This is a genomic window from Flavobacterium sp. DW-iso2 (assembly GCF_058725285.1).
The window spans coordinates 114,846-129,793 of record NZ_JBZXDY010000004.1; the positions used below are offsets into that span (position 1 = coordinate 114,846).

Genomic DNA, 14,948 nt, shown 5'->3' on the forward strand with positions numbered 1-14,948 from the left:
TGCTAAACTCAAAATTGAATTAATTACAAAGATGAAAATTTATATCCGCACTATTTAATAAAAAAGTAAGTTTATATTATAAAATTATTGGATTTTTATAATAGGAAACAGAATTTTCCTTTTGTACGTTTTTTGCTATAGTCGCAAATTGCAGTAAGGTTAGCATACTAAGTTCCTTTTCTACGTTTTATAGACTGGAACTTCATTAAATTCCTGAGCTTGTTTTTCTTTCAATAAAAAATCTTTTACGGCCATCAGCATCGCTTTGTTAGACGTAAATAGCTCCCTGTTAAAATTAATAACCGTAGTAATATCAATTTTTTCTAAAGGGGCATTTTGTACCTCTGAATAGAAGTTGTTAAGTGCCGAAGTATAGTTGGCTTCTATCGAATTAAAAACATCCTGCAGGTTTTCAAAACTGGCAGCTGTTTCTTTGGTCATAAGCGCATTAAACTGCTGGTATAGTGCTTCCGTTTCCTGTCTGTGATGGATGAAAAAATTGTACTTAATGTCTTTTGATGAATGCCGGAGATTCGCAATATTAGTGCCTATATCCTTGACACTTTTTACCGAGTGTATGGAACTGCGTACAGCAGAAATGAACTGGTTGAGATTAGAGTGTTGCTCTGATTGTAATTTTGGCCTTAACTCTATATAAAAAACCTGAAGTTCGCCCTGCAACTGCTTTAGAAAATCATATTTTTCTTCAATTGTTTTAATAAAAAATTTCTTTTCCTTATTGATGTTTTCATAGTCGGAACTATCACTGATATAGTGCGTATTAATTTTAAATAACTCTAAATTGAACAGCATGGAATTGTGTATGAAATATTCGGCTTCCCTTTTAAATAAGTCTAGGGCAGTTAATGGTTCTGCTGTGTTAGCATGTCCAATATAAGCGGTTACTGATTCATCAGAGTCTTTGAAAAAACGTTCCAGAAAATGGGTGAATTTATCTAATAGCGGTAAGAAGATGATAATTGAAAACAGGTTAATTATTGTGGAGAAAAGAACCAGAGCAATGAGGGGATCCTTGACACGAAATAGCTCAGTAATCAAGAATAGTATGGGGCTTAAAAAAAGATAAGCAAATAGGGTGACAAAAACATTGAAAAGAAGATTCCCGAGGACGATTCGCTTTTTTGAAGCGCCACCATCGATAGCACCAAGCATTATTTTAATAGTGGTTCCGGTTTGAGAACCTAATATTATGGCAGCAGCCATGGGCAGACTAACAGCCCCAACATGAAGGGCACTAAGTGTAAGAGCCATTGTTACCGAACTGGATTGAACTAATACGGTAATAATAAAACCAATTAATAAAAAAACTGCCAATGACATAGACGCATATTGCGAAAAATCAAAAACTTTTACTTGAGCTTCCATGGATGTTTTCATAAAGGATAGACCAATAAATAACAAACCAAATCCGAAAAGAAAATAGGAAATATAGCGATAGGTTTTTCGACTCCCGAACAAGATAAGAAGAACGCCTCCCGCACAAACCGCAGGATAAGAAACTACTTCTATGTCCATTTTAAATCCAAGTGTAGCGACCACCCAACTGTCAAGTGTTGTTCCCAGATTAGCACCTAGAATGATAGCCATTGCATTCCTCATGGTAAATACACCAGCACCCACAAAAGCTAGTACCATAAAGGAAACCATGGAGCTACTCTGAAGAACACCCGTTACGATTGCGCCACCAGTTACCGCGCCAATCTTGTTCTTGGTAATGCGTTGTAAAAAGAGTTTGAAACTCCTTCCAGAAAGATTTTTTAAAGACTCCTCCAGTAAATACATGGCAAATAGAAATAAGCCTATACCTGCACTGAGTTTAAGAATATGATAGAATGTTTCCATAGCATAAAATATACTTAAAGGTAAGTTAAAATTCTTCGATATGAAAACAACACAATAACTCACAATTACAACTAATAATTGGCGGTAATAATTTTAAGATGCCTGCCCCTGTTAAAACAAACGCTGTTCAAACGCGTTTTTTATAACAAAAGAGAATTATTGAAAACTAACTCTATAAAGAAACTACCATACTTTTTAAAGACCATAGAATGGCAAGAAAATCTTTTTTAGATTCTTCATCAATATGATTATTTTCCAAAACTCCTAATATATCGTCAATGCCGTGCGCAAATTCTCCTCGACTTATATTCATTCCAGTATGTGTAGCGACCATATCTTTTCCAGAGTAGGTTTCCGGACCACCACTACCAGCACTGAAAAATTTAACCGTATGTTTTTTAATTGAGGCTAAATGTTCCGGTTGTTCTTTAAGCGGAAGAAACCGTGCGTTTATAGCGGGATTGTTCATGTGTGCTTGAACCACTTCATTCACAATTTGATTAATTCCTATAGAGCCTCCTAAACGATTATAAAGTAGTTTAGTCATAATATTGATAATTAAGATTAAACGAATAAAAAGCAGTATTACAAATTAAATACTAGTACAGCGGTAGGAAGCAGAAAAACAGTTTATGGGAGTAGTTTATTGTATGTTACTACTTTACGATTCTTTTTTAAAGAGCCCTAGTGATATCGCACTTTTATTATTTGTAATCATTTGTTTTTCAGGTTTTTATATATTTACTAACTTAAATTTTAAAAATCAAACCCTTTTTTAAGTAACTTTAGCGCTACGTAGAACTAGAGTAATTGTTTAATATTTTAAATTATTTGAATATGTCAGGAGAAAGTCTTTTAGTGTGGTTACTTTTAGGAGTAGTAGCAGGATGGTTAGCCGGTCTAGTTATTAGCGGTGGTGGTTTCGGTATTATCGGCAACATAATTGTTGGTATAATCGGTAGTTTTTTAGGCGGTTGGCTTGGAGCAAAACTAGGAATTTCCGGCGCCGTGGTGGGAGGTTTTAGTGTAGCAAGTGTAGTTACAGCTGTTTTAGGAGCGGTCGTCCTACTATTTGTCGTTAGTTTAATAAGAAGGGTCTAGGAAGTTAAATAACCACTTTAAAAATCACGAAGTCAATAGTTTTCTATTGACTTTTTTTATGATGAATTTTAAATTTATTGATTCCAATACGTGACAATGATAAATAAAATTATCGCAAAAATTCCAACTTAAGGAACTGATGAAAAAATTGTAAGCTAATTTTTCAAGTCGGATTTCTTTCTTCAAATTTTGTATTCGTATCGAAAAAAAAGACAAAAGTGCTGAAATGGTTAATAATAAGGCGACAATAGAGGTGAATTCATCGATAAGACTGTCTTTTGTGGCATCGGTGATGTGCAGTGACGTAATTACAAACAGGCAAAAACCGAGTAGGTTAGCCGATATGCTTAATATATGTTGGGAGGTTTTGTTGTCCAAAATTTATTTGTTTAAAGGAGCAACAGTTCACATGATTATAAAATACTTTAGGTTAAACCATAAACGCCACAAAGTAAAAGTTACGACGCAGCACTATGAATCCGTCACTTGCATTAGGCAAGTATTTAGGTATTTACTGCAATCGACTATAAATGTATAAAAAAACTACAACCTTCTCGAGCTGTAGCTGTTTATTTTAAACTTGACGAATCATAAAGCAAAAGCCTAAGACAAGTTATCGGATTTATAAATTTAGTTTAATGCTCTTGCATCTCACTTTTACGTTTTTTTAACTGTATTTCTAGATCTCTAATTGTTTCAGCGGCCGCAGCTTCAAAGCTATCTTCGTTAGATGAGGCAAATATTCGTGGACCAGGGCAACTCAATAGAACTTCGCATATCTTACCTTTGCCGTAAGTTTCTTTTTCTTCTTTAAATTTAACATCAGCTCGAATAATCCAATCATAGTGTTTTTCTAACTGTTTTAATTTTTCGGTCACTAAAGCATCTGCTGTATTTTTCGTTTCTGCTTGTACAAATTGAGTATTTATTTCCATGGTTACTATTTTTTTTAATGTTAGTATTATCGAAAAAAAGGACTGCTATAAAAGGCATTTTAAATGCGAAATATGAAATTCGAGCGCTATCCAAATTTACGCATTAAATTCATAAAAGTAAAATTTAGAATGTTAAACAAACTAAAAATAAACGAAAGTGATTTATTTGACTCGATATTTGTTGGATTTAAAAAAAGCAATTAATCTGGGATTAATAATTGTGCGATAGTCTACAAAGCGAGGTCTAGCTCTTTTATTTGTTTTTCGAAAGTTAGCGCATATTGATAACCATAATCAAAAATTTCATCGGCTCTTTTTAGATTAAAAAGGCTAAATTGACTCATGTTTGGTGGTTCGATGTACAAAGTACAACTGTCTATTTTACTTTGAACAGAACTTTTCATCGCCAAATGAAAACAGCGGTCAACAATGTTATTCATATGCACTTGATCGACCTCTTTCTTGATTGAATTTACATAACTTCCTATAATAATATCGCATTGCCCAGTTAACGGTTCAGTAGGGAAATTATTGAGTACGCCACCATCTACAAATAAAGTGTCATTGTAATTTACAGGTTGAAACAACAATGGAATACAGGAAGAAGCCATCAACGCTTGGGATAGGTTTCCAGATGAAAAGTAAACCAGTTCTCCTTTTAAAATATCAGTAGCAGCTATGTACAGTGGTATGTTGAGGTCCTCAAAAGAATCAGTGGAAAAATATTCTTTATAAATATCATGAAATCCTTTCATCGCAAACAGACCCTGTCTCTTTATTAGAATATTAGAGAAATTAAAGATCTGTCCTTTCTTTAATATGCTTACGATTTCAGGGATTGAATAGCCTGCTGCATAAAATGCGCCTGCAATCGCTCCTGCGCTAGTTCCTGAAATATGTGTGGGTACAACTCCAAATTCTTCCAACGCTTTTAAAACTCCTAAATGGGCAATTCCTCTGGCGCCACCTCCTGATAAAACAATGCCGATTTTACGTTTCATATGCCAATCTTAATATTAGTATTTTTTAACTTTATCACTCAAAGTAGATGCAATGCGATGGGTGAGCAAGTCTCTTTTTATCCTATTGAACTAATGTAAATAAAAAAGACTAATTAGCAATGCAAAACATTGATAATTAGTCTTTATGTAGTTGATTAATTCTATTTTAAATTGAGAATTCCGTTTGCAATCTATAGAACCGCCTTAATTTAAAGTTCAATAAAATCGGCTGTTTTTGGCATGCTATTCATTGTTTTCATTGCTATTTCAGGAGTTGGGTTGGCTATTTTTCGTAGTTTTGTATCCATCCAGGCACCGTCAACAGTTATTGTTGCACATACTTTATCATCTGCATTTTTGAATTCATGTATAATAGACCAACGGGAAGCATCAGGTCTCATTTTCGAGATTTTAGTATGCATAAATATAGTGTCTGAAAGCGCTATTTCATTTCTGAAAACGCATTCTTCTCTAAAGAGTATTGGGCCAAAATGATTGGCCTGTAAAACTTTCATGGTCAAGCCAAGACTTTCCAGAATCTCGATACGATGCTGCGCACCAAAATCGTAATACACGCTGTGACGCACATGGAAATTTGGGTCTAAATCTGACCAACGAAAGGACAATTGTTTACTGAAAGATGTCATTGTAATTATATATTAAAAAGTTTAAATTCAATTTTTATTAATTGTGGTTCTTTTGTCATAAAAAACAATTGTAAAACAGTGCATATTAGTAGTTTTTTGCTCTGAATATGGTTTTCTATAAAACGAATGCTCCGCAAGCGTAAATATAGGAAAAAACAAGAGTTTTGATAAATTTTGTTCTTTTGAATTTACAAAGTAATCCTTTTTTTATTTTAGGAGGCAATGTCAATGTTTTGCTTCTACCATTTTTGAAAAACGACTAAGTTATGTAGTTTTTTGGAACGATTAGTACTAACAGAAAAAAAGCAAGTAGGGGGAAAGATTTTAAAACTATATTTGCGCCCTTGGTATTTTAGCCAAGATTGATCCCCGTTTTTATGATGACGAAAGATGAAATAATGCCTAAAACCGCAATAACTTCAGATGAAATTGATAGATGCATCGCCATATTGGCACAATTAAATTCGAATACCGACGAGATATTCGATATTGAGAAAGACCAAAGAACGGCCTTAATCAAAGCGGCAGGAATGTTTTCGCGACCGGATCGAGACGAACTTTCCCGACGTAAAAAAGACGGAAGGTTAGTCGCTAAACGCAAAAAAGAAAAGCAAGACAAAACTGCCCGCAAAGAGACCGGAATACGACACGCCCGGGAAGCGAGTATATTTATAGCGCCAAAACTATTGGCGTTTAATGATCTCGCCAATAAAGAACAATTAGAACTGGAAACGCCCAGAAATTGTTACGTATGTAAAGCCCCATTTACAAAAATGCACCACTTTTATGATACGATGTGTACGGACTGTGGAGATTTTAATTATGCCAAACGTTTTCAAACTGCAGATGTAAAGGGACAAATAGCAATTATTACTGGTTCTAGATTAAAAATAGGATATCACATTACCTTAATGCTTTTACGTGGAGGAGCAACTGTTATTGCGACGACCCGTTTTCCTGTAGATTCGGCTTTGCGTTTTTCTAAAGAACCAGATTTCATGGATTGGGGACACAACCTGAAAATTCACGGGTTAGATTTACGACACATTCCTAGTGTAGAGATTTTTTGCAATTTTATAGAACAAAAATACGAGCGTCTCGATATTCTTATTAATAATGCAGCGCAAACGGTTAGAAGACCAGCTGGATTCTATACTCATTTAATGGCAAACGAAGAGCGCCCGATAAGCGCCTTACCAAAGCAAGCACAGGATTTATTAATGGATCACACCGATTGTTTGCAGGAATTAAAAGTATTGACCACAGGAGCTTCTTCTAATCAAAATATGCCGGTGACTTGGCATGGACCAGAACCTGGGATTGGTTTACGGGCTTCCGCCAAATTATCTCAGATTCCGTATAGTTTTGACAATACGCTTGTAGCAAATGAAGTGTTTCCAGAAGGAGAGTTGGATGCCGATTTGCAGCAAGTGGATTTAAGAAAGACAAACAGCTGGCGTTTGCGATTGGGACAAATTGAAACGACAGAAATGATTGAAGTGCAACTGGTGAATTCAGTAGCGCCATTTGTGTTGTGTAACCGTCTTTCGGAAATAATGAAGAAAGACAACACGGGACAAAAACACATCATCAATGTTTCGGCAATGGAAGGAAAGTTTCATCGCTTTTTTAAAGAAGCTCGCCATCCCCATACTAATATGGCCAAAGCGGCATTGAATATGCTTACGCACACCGCCGCAGGCGAATTAGCAAAAGACGGAATCTTCATGAATGCAGTAGATACCGGTTGGGTAACCGACGAGGATCCTGCAGAATTAGCTAAGAAGAAACAGGAACTGGAAGATTTTCAACCGCCTCTCGATATTGTGGATGGTGCAGCGCGCGTAATGGATCCTTTGTTTGACGGCATAAATACTGGAAAACATTGGTGTGGAAAATTCTTGAAAGATTACAATCCGATTCCTTGGTGATAAATAAAGGATTCCATTTTTAGAATTATAATACGCTTTCTTAACGGGTTGCTACTGCATCATAAAGTATCCTTTTTTTGATTTTTTGTGAGTACAAAATCTCTAGCTTCACCGACTTCATAAATACTTTTTTTATTGGGTGACAGTGAACTTAGTTTACATTACTATGTTTTTTATTTTACAGTATTATGATTCATTTCTCAGGACATCAGCAATTTAAAATATAGAATCACCCTTACCTTATAATTTTGCAGTTTCCGAAGCCATATGTTTTTAATAGAAAATCATACAAGAATCGAGGTGCGTAACTTAATTATATTTTGATTTTCTAGTGGGCACAAACCTAATAATTCCGTGGTTGATAACGGCTATTTAAATTTATAGATAGCAGCGTCCATAAGGGTTTTTAACAAAAAAGGTCAAAATGTGATATTTATATTTTTTAAATAAAAAACTTATTTTATTAAGGTTTCTTTAACAAAAAAGAATAGCTTTGGTCACTGCAATATATTAAAAACCCCAAAAAACTATTTATGAAATTTAACCAATTTTTTTTAGGCGTACTATTTATGATAATAGGACCCACAGTTATGAATGCCCAAACAATCAAAGGGATTGTGACGGATGAGAATGGGCAAGCGCTGCCTTATTCAAATGTTGTTGATAAAGAAACTTCTAATGGTGTTACCACGGACGGGAATGGTAATTTTGAAATTAAAGTAAAAAGTTTTCCGGTTACTTTAATCGCTAAATATGTGGGATTTCAAAATAAAAGTATTGAGGTAACTAGTGCTGCTATCATTTTTAAATTAGATCCTAATAACAGTTTAGATGAGGTTGTTGTTACCGGAAACAGATCAAAAGTGCGAAGTGTATTAAACTCGGCTGTGCCAATTGATAAGTTGTACGCTGAAGATCTAAAATCAAGTGGACAGGTAACTTTTGATAAAATGTTAGCCTATAAAATCCCTTCATTTAATTCAAGTACTCAAGCTATTTCTGACGCAACTGCGCATTTTGATCCGGCTGATTTACGTGGTTTAGGGCCAAGTCGTACCTTAGTTTTGGTAAACGGAAAAAGAAAAAATCAAAGTGCATTAGTGTACATAAATGATACTCCAGGTAAAGGAGAGGTAGGAACAGATATGAAAAGTATTCCTTTTTCTGCTATCGAAAGAGTGGAAGTACTGCGTGACGGAGCTTCTTCTCAATACGGATCTGATGCAATTGCAGGAGTAGTAAATATTATCCTTAAAAAGCAAACTAATTTTACAGAAGTAAACCTCACATCTGGAGTAACTTCAGAAGGAGATGGTTTCAATTTTGGAGCAGATTTAAACTCAGGGTTTAAAATTGCGGACAAAGGTTTTGTGAATTTTAATCTTTCGTATTTGGATCAAAAGAAAACCAACAGAGCTGGAAAGCCAGGAAAAGACGATTTATTTGAAGATTCAAAGGAACCACAATGGGCCGACTGGTTAAGTAGAAATCCGGATTTAGGGATGACTATTGGACAGCCTGATTCTAAAATGGGAGCTTTAGTAGTTAATGCGGAATACCCACTTTCTGATAAAACTACGCTTTATGCTTTTGGAGATGTTAATATTAGAAAAGGAACCAGTTTTGCTTTGTATAGAGCTCCGTACTGGGTTTCAGATCCAAACAATTTATTGCACGAAGCAGGTACAACTTATAATGGATTCCAACCTACATTTAATACAGATGTATTCGATAATCTAGGATCTATTGGAATAAAATCAACTGTGTTTGGTTTTAACGCAGATTTCAGTTTAACGGCTGGCTCTAATAAGGTAGATTACACAGTAGGAAATACATTGAATGTATCTTTAGGAGCAAACAGTCCTACTGAGTTCAATGTTGGGGGATATTCTTTTAGCCAGTTGGTAGGTAATGCTGATTTTAGCAGAACTTTTGACAAAGTAACTTTCGGGTTTGGAACAGAATTAAGAAAAGAACAGTTTGAAGCTAGAGCGGGTCAGGAAGAGTCTTATGCAGGAGGTGGAGCACAATCATTCCCTGGATTACAACCTGCCAATGCATTAAAAAAAGATCGTAATAACTTTGGTGTATACACTACTTTAGATTACGATATGACAGAGGCTTTTTTAATAGGAGGATCTGTAAGATATGAGAACTATTCAGATTTTGGGGATAATGTTTCTTGGAAAGTAAACTCTCGTTACAAACTTAATAATGATGTTGCTATACGTGCTTCATTTAGTACAGGATTTAGAGCTCCAGCTTTGCACCAAATTTACTTGAGTAATATCCAAACTCTTGTTTCTGGAGGTACAATTTCTAATCAAGGAACTTTTAATAATGTGGATCCAGCAGTTATAGGTTTAGGAGTTCCTCAACTGCATGCTGAGAAATCACAAAATATTTCAACAGGTATTACTTTTAGATCAGGGGCAAATTTTTCGGCTTCGCTTGATTTCTACCATATAAAGGTAAAAGACCGCGTATTGTTTTCTGGAGAGGTTGGCTTTGACGGAGATGACACAACGACAAACCCAGTTGAACAGGTTTTAATTGCTAATGATATTACAAGTATGAAGTTTTTTATAAACGCAGTTAATACAATAACTAAAGGTGTTGATGTAGTTTTGAATTATAAAAACTTAGAAATAGGAACTGGTAGACTTGGACTTAGTTTAGCATCTAATATTGCTAATACTAAAATTGACGGACAAATTGCTACACCATCTATTTTGAAGACTAACGGATATGATATTTTCAACCGTAAAGAGCAAGGTAGAATTCTAAGTGCTAGACCTAATACAAAAGTACTGTTAGGGGCTAATTATGATTTAAAAAAAACAACTTTTATGTTTAATAACACTTATTTTGGCGAAGTTACTTGGCAACACGCTACTGATATCTCGAAAGATCAAACTTTTGCAGGAAAGGTTATTACGGACTTAGGTGTTGCTTATAAATTTACAAGTACGATATCTGCTAATGTGATGGTAAACAATTTATTCAATGTGTATCCAGACAAATTGGATCCAAAAGGAGATGTTGTAACTGATTTGGGAGGTCGTTTTAAATATGCTTGGGAAGTAAATCAATTTGGATTTAGCGGAACTACATTTACAGCGGGATTAAACTTTAAGTTTTAAAGGTAGATTACCAAAGGCATAAAAAAACGGGATTTATTCCCGTTTTTTTATGCCTTTATTTTTCTTTTATTGTCACACAATTAAGAATGTGCATCATGGTATGGAATGACTCGGTGTATACAAAGAGAAAATTAATTTGGGATTTTTTCGATTACAATGGCATCTCCTGCTGTATCAAAATAAGTGCAGGTCATTTCGATGATGTCCACACGCCATTTAGCAATTCCAGATTGGGCTGCTTGTTGGCAAAAAGTAAAATAATCAGTTTGTCCGTCTTGATGCATTACCAAAAACTCTATAAAACGTTCTTTATTTGCATTTGAAGCAATCTTAATTACATCGTATTTTTTATCAGTGCTCGCGGAATAGTCATTGTCTCCATAGTAGGCAACACGCCCGTCGTTGACAATCGTATCATATCCTTTTACACCTAAATTGATTAAGTCTTGTATGTAATTTGGAAAATCAGCTCCAGTTTGCACTTTATCATGTGCTTTTTTAATTTGTTCTAGGGTAAACATGTTTTTTACTTTTATTTTTTGAGAGTTCAAAGATAGTTTAATATACTTTAATTGTGGATTTGTTAGCAATTGTTCTAAAGCCAGAATGTGGTTTAAATAATGTAATCGTTTATTTAATTATTTAAAAGGATGTTGAGGTACTTGGAGACTGTTTTAAATTATAGTTTCTCCATTTAAATCAGTTGTAAGAACAACACTTAGGTAGTCAAAAAAGGGTCGGACAGATTGAAATATTTCGTTTGCCTTGAAAACAAACTGAGGATCAATTACTTCTTGATCTGTAAAATTATGTCTCAAGATAAATTGTTTGTGCCGAATTAAATCGATGGCTTCATGGTCTTTAGCAAATCCTCTTGGTGACGTAGGAACTTTATTCCCTGCTAATTCCACAAAATTATCCTTTATCGATTTTGAGTTTAAAATTTTGCGCCACGTTGCTGAATTAAGTTCGATATCTTTTCTTATTCTTTTCAGATCATCTGAATTAGGGGAGAAAAAACCACAAGCTAGAAAATTATTAGCAGGCTGTATATGCAAGTAGTAGCCACCTCTTTTTGAAGTTGTCGCTCTTTGTAGACCTAATGCGAATCGAGGCTTGTAAGGAGATTTGTCTTTACTGAAGCGGACATCGTTATAAATACGATACAAACTTTTCTTTCCAGAACCGTTTTCAATGGCGTCATGCGCGTTCATTAACGTTATTAGTTGGTCTGCAAACGCAATAATGTTGCTTTGTGCTGCTGTGTATTGTGTTTTATTTTCGGTAAACCAGTCTCTATTGTTGTTCTTTTCTAGATTTTTTAAAAAAGTAATGCTGCTTGATGCGATAGTGTGGTTTTCCATTTTTTTAATGTTTCGGGTTATTATAGTTTGATTTGAAAGGGTAAATCCCAAAATTAGGCAACTTTTTTATTGTCTAGAAATGGATAAAGTTAAACTTTTCTTGTTGTTTTTTTGAATGTAACGTTTAGGGCTTATTTTTACCAAGAGTTTAAATATCAAATTAAAAGATATATAAACAATTTTGTTTACATTTTTAGTATGAAAACGATTGACATTATAAAAGGAATTCACCCCGGAAAAATGGTCGAGCGGGAATTGAAGAAAAGGAACATCAATAAGAGGCAATTTGCGCTTTGTATTGATGAACATCCTCAAACTCTTGGTGCGATTATAAAAGGCAGTAGGAGAATGAATGTTGATTTGTCGCTTAAAATAGAGGAGAAGCTGGAATTTGAAGAAGGGTTCCTGATGACTCTCCAAGTTTTTTACGACATTAAGGAAGCCAAGAAGGATAGTAGTTATAAACTGGATCTTTCTAAATTTAGAAAAGGAGTATTTTGGGATACTACTTTTGATAGAATCGATTGGAAGTTGATGAAAGTTTCGATTGTGAAACGCGTTTTCGCTTACGGTAATAAAATAGAGCAAGAAGAAATTATACGTTTTTACGGGAAAGAGGAAGTTTCTAAAATTAATTTTTTAAATCCTGAATGACTAACAAGATAGCTTATGTATTGGAATACAGTTTCGCCATTGCTAAAGTAAATTGAATCAGCAATCCCTTAGCCCTGATCGCAGCGGCATCCTTTATGTTCTTTCTTTAAGAACATAAAGATACAGCGGAGAGCAGGAATAGCTTCTAAATACTAATATTGAAACTGCCAACTGAATTTTATCGTTTTATCAATGACAGTCAGCCTAAAATGTCATCTTGGCAGATTATTTTCCGTCATTTTAACAAAAACTGACAATTTATTAGCCCCTGTTGTATTGGCATAGTGATTGACTTATGCACCATGAGTCATTAAAATAAATATACATTATAATTAAATATAAATAAAAATGGGTAAAATAATCGGAATTGATTTAGGTACGACAAACTCTTGTGTTTCTGTAATGGAAGGTAATGAAGCAGTTGTTATTCCTAACGCAGAAGGAAAAAGAACAACACCATCTATCATCGCTTTTGTTGAAGGTGGAGAGATTAAAGTGGGAGATCCTGCAAAAAGACAAGCGGTAACAAATCCTACTAAAACAATTGCTTCTATTAAACGTTTTATGGGTCATTCTTTTAGCGAAGTTTCGGCTGAGACAAAAAGAGTTTCTTACAAAGTAGTAAAAGGGGACAACAATACACCACGTGTGGATATTGATGGTCGTTTATATACTGCACAAGAATTGTCAGCAATGACTCTTCAAAAAATGAAAAAAACTGCTGAAGACTATTTAGGTCAAACAGTTACTGAAGCAGTTATTACAGTTCCTGCTTACTTTAATGATGCACAACGTCAAGCTACGAAAGAAGCGGGTGAAATTGCAGGTCTTAAAGTTATGCGTATAATCAACGAGCCAACTGCTGCTGCACTTGCTTATGGATTAGACAAAAAAGGAACTGATCAAAAAATTGCTGTTTACGATTTAGGTGGAGGTACATTTGATATCTCTGTTCTTGAATTAGGAGACGGAGTTTTTGAAGTATTATCTACAAATGGAGATACTCACCTTGGTGGAGATGATTTTGACCACGAAATTATTGACTGGTTGGCTGACGAATTTAAAGCTGCTGAAGATATTGATTTACGTTTAGATCCAATGTCATTGCAACGTTTGAAAGAAGCTGCTGAAAAAGCTAAAATTGAATTGTCTTCTTCTACTGAAACTGAAATCAACTTACCTTACGTAACTGCTACAGCTTCAGGACCAAAACACTTAGTTAAAAAATTATCTAGAGCTAAATTTGAGCAATTAACTGATTCATTAGTAAAACGTTCTATGGCACCAGTTGCTAAAGCGTTGAAAGATGCAGGTTTATCTGTTTCTGATATTGACGAAGTTATCCTTGTAGGAGGATCTACTCGTATGCCAAGAATTGCTGACGAAGTAGAAAAATTCTTTGGTAAAAAAGCGTCTAAAGGAGTTAACCCTGATGAAGTTGTTGCAATTGGAGCAGCTATTCAAGGTGGAGTTCTTTCTGGAGATGTAAAAGATGTATTGTTACTTGACGTTACACCTTTGTCTTTAGGTATCGAAACTATGGGTGGTGTTATGACAACTCTTATTGAGTCTAATACTACTATTCCAACTAAAAAATCACAAGTATTCTCTACTGCTGCAGATTCTCAACCAACAGTTGAAATTCACGTATTGCAAGGAGCTAGAGCAATGGCTGCTGATAATAAAACTATTGGTCGTTTCCATTTAGATGGTTTACCACCAGCTCCAAGAGGGGTTCCACAAATTGAAGTAACTTTTGATATTGATGCTAATGGTATCATCAAAGTTTCGGCAACTGATAAAGGAACTGGAAAATCTCACGATATTCGTATCGAAGCTTCTTCTGGATTAACATCTGAAGAAATTGAAAAAATGAAACAAGATGCTGAAGCTAACGCTGAGTCTGACAAAGTTGCAAGATCTAGAGCTGAAAAATTGAACGAAGCAGATGGAATGATCTTCCAAACTGAAACTCAATTGAAAGAACTAGGAGCTAAGTTATCTGACGAAAACAAAGTTGCTGTAGAATATGCATTAACTGAATTGAGAATGGCTCACCAATCTCAAGACATTCCTGCAATTCAAACTGCACTTGATAACATCAATGCTGCTTGGAAAACTGCTACTGAAGCAATGTACGCTCAAGGAGAACAAGGTCAAGCGGATGCACAGCCACAAGCTGAAGCACAAGGAGATGATGTTCAAGATGTAGATTACGAAGAAGTAAAATAATTATTTACGGTAGATATAGGCTTCAGCTTATTTCTACTATATAATACAAGAAACCGAGCTAGAAATAGCTCGGTTTT

The 14,948-nt window shown here is 34.9% G+C and carries 13 protein-coding genes; 5 read left to right on the forward strand and 8 right to left on the reverse strand.

Annotated elements, in window-relative coordinates:
* Nucleotides 1-180: 180 nt before the first annotated feature.
* Together AC4PRO_RS04385 and AC4PRO_RS04390 are read right to left on the reverse strand one after the other, a co-directional pair.
* Nucleotides 181-1,863 (reverse strand): Na/Pi cotransporter family protein, encoded by a 1,683-nt coding sequence (locus tag AC4PRO_RS04385; protein ID WP_492116461.1) that lies wholly within the window; start codon nucleotides 1,861-1,863, stop codon nucleotides 181-183.
* A gap of 172 nt (nucleotides 1,864-2,035) precedes the next feature.
* Complete coding sequence (locus AC4PRO_RS04390; protein WP_492116462.1) at nucleotides 2,036-2,410, reverse strand: group I truncated hemoglobin; 375 nt, start codon at nucleotides 2,408-2,410, stop codon at nucleotides 2,036-2,038.
* A 290-nt stretch (nucleotides 2,411-2,700) separates the two neighbouring features.
* Between AC4PRO_RS04390 and AC4PRO_RS04395 the strand changes: the two genes are divergently transcribed.
* Entirely contained in the window at nucleotides 2,701-2,964 is a 264-nt protein-coding gene (locus AC4PRO_RS04395; RefSeq protein ID WP_074724659.1) for a GlsB/YeaQ/YmgE family stress response membrane protein, read from the forward strand.
* 24 nt (nucleotides 2,965-2,988) lie between these two features.
* On the opposite strand, the gene AC4PRO_RS04400 is transcribed toward AC4PRO_RS04395, so the two are convergent.
* The 4 genes from AC4PRO_RS04400 to AC4PRO_RS04415 form a co-directional block, all read right to left on the reverse strand.
* Complete coding sequence (locus AC4PRO_RS04400) at nucleotides 2,989-3,342, reverse strand: hypothetical protein (protein WP_492116463.1); 354 nt, start codon at nucleotides 3,340-3,342, stop codon at nucleotides 2,989-2,991.
* 257 nt (nucleotides 3,343-3,599) lie between these two features.
* On the reverse strand, nucleotides 3,600-3,899 hold the full coding sequence (gene hpf / locus AC4PRO_RS04405; RefSeq protein WP_074723736.1) for a ribosome hibernation-promoting factor, HPF/YfiA family: 300 nt from the start codon (nucleotides 3,897-3,899) through the stop codon (nucleotides 3,600-3,602).
* A 230-nt stretch (nucleotides 3,900-4,129) separates the two neighbouring features.
* Nucleotides 4,130-4,900, reverse strand: a complete 771-nt coding sequence (locus AC4PRO_RS04410) for a patatin-like phospholipase family protein (RefSeq protein ID WP_492116464.1) — start codon at nucleotides 4,898-4,900, stop codon at nucleotides 4,130-4,132.
* Nucleotides 4,901-5,109: 209 nt separating this feature from the next.
* Nucleotides 5,110-5,547: an acyl-CoA thioesterase gene (locus AC4PRO_RS04415; RefSeq protein ID WP_074723734.1), complete on the reverse strand. Its 438-nt coding sequence runs from the start codon at nucleotides 5,545-5,547 to the stop codon at nucleotides 5,110-5,112.
* 380 nt (nucleotides 5,548-5,927) lie between these two features.
* Between AC4PRO_RS04415 and AC4PRO_RS04420 the strand changes: the two genes are divergently transcribed.
* A complete protein-coding gene (locus AC4PRO_RS04420; RefSeq protein WP_492116522.1) occupies nucleotides 5,928-7,478 on the forward strand; it encodes an SDR family NAD(P)-dependent oxidoreductase in 1,551 nt (516 codons plus the stop codon).
* Between the two features lie 533 nt (nucleotides 7,479-8,011).
* Nucleotides 8,012-10,621 (forward strand): TonB-dependent receptor, encoded by a 2,610-nt coding sequence (locus AC4PRO_RS04425; protein WP_492116465.1) that lies wholly within the window; start codon nucleotides 8,012-8,014, stop codon nucleotides 10,619-10,621.
* A gap of 131 nt (nucleotides 10,622-10,752) precedes the next feature.
* Here the strand turns inward: AC4PRO_RS04425 and AC4PRO_RS04430 are convergent, their stop codons facing one another.
* On the reverse strand, nucleotides 10,753-11,142 hold the full coding sequence (locus AC4PRO_RS04430) for a DUF1398 domain-containing protein (RefSeq protein WP_074723731.1): 390 nt from the start codon (nucleotides 11,140-11,142) through the stop codon (nucleotides 10,753-10,755).
* A 153-nt stretch (nucleotides 11,143-11,295) separates the two neighbouring features.
* Complete coding sequence (locus AC4PRO_RS04435; protein ID WP_074723730.1) at nucleotides 11,296-11,985, reverse strand: DUF2461 domain-containing protein; 690 nt, start codon at nucleotides 11,983-11,985, stop codon at nucleotides 11,296-11,298.
* 198 nt (nucleotides 11,986-12,183) lie between these two features.
* On the opposite strand from AC4PRO_RS04435, the gene AC4PRO_RS04440 reads away from it, so the two are divergent.
* Together AC4PRO_RS04440 and dnaK are read left to right on the forward strand one after the other, a co-directional pair.
* Nucleotides 12,184-12,639, forward strand: a complete 456-nt coding sequence (locus AC4PRO_RS04440; protein ID WP_492116466.1) for a helix-turn-helix transcriptional regulator — start codon at nucleotides 12,184-12,186, stop codon at nucleotides 12,637-12,639.
* 348 nt (nucleotides 12,640-12,987) lie between these two features.
* Nucleotides 12,988-14,871, forward strand: coding sequence for a molecular chaperone DnaK (gene dnaK / locus AC4PRO_RS04445; RefSeq protein ID WP_074723729.1), 1,884 nt, complete (start codon nucleotides 12,988-12,990; stop codon nucleotides 14,869-14,871).
* Nucleotides 14,872-14,948 lie beyond the last annotated feature (77 nt).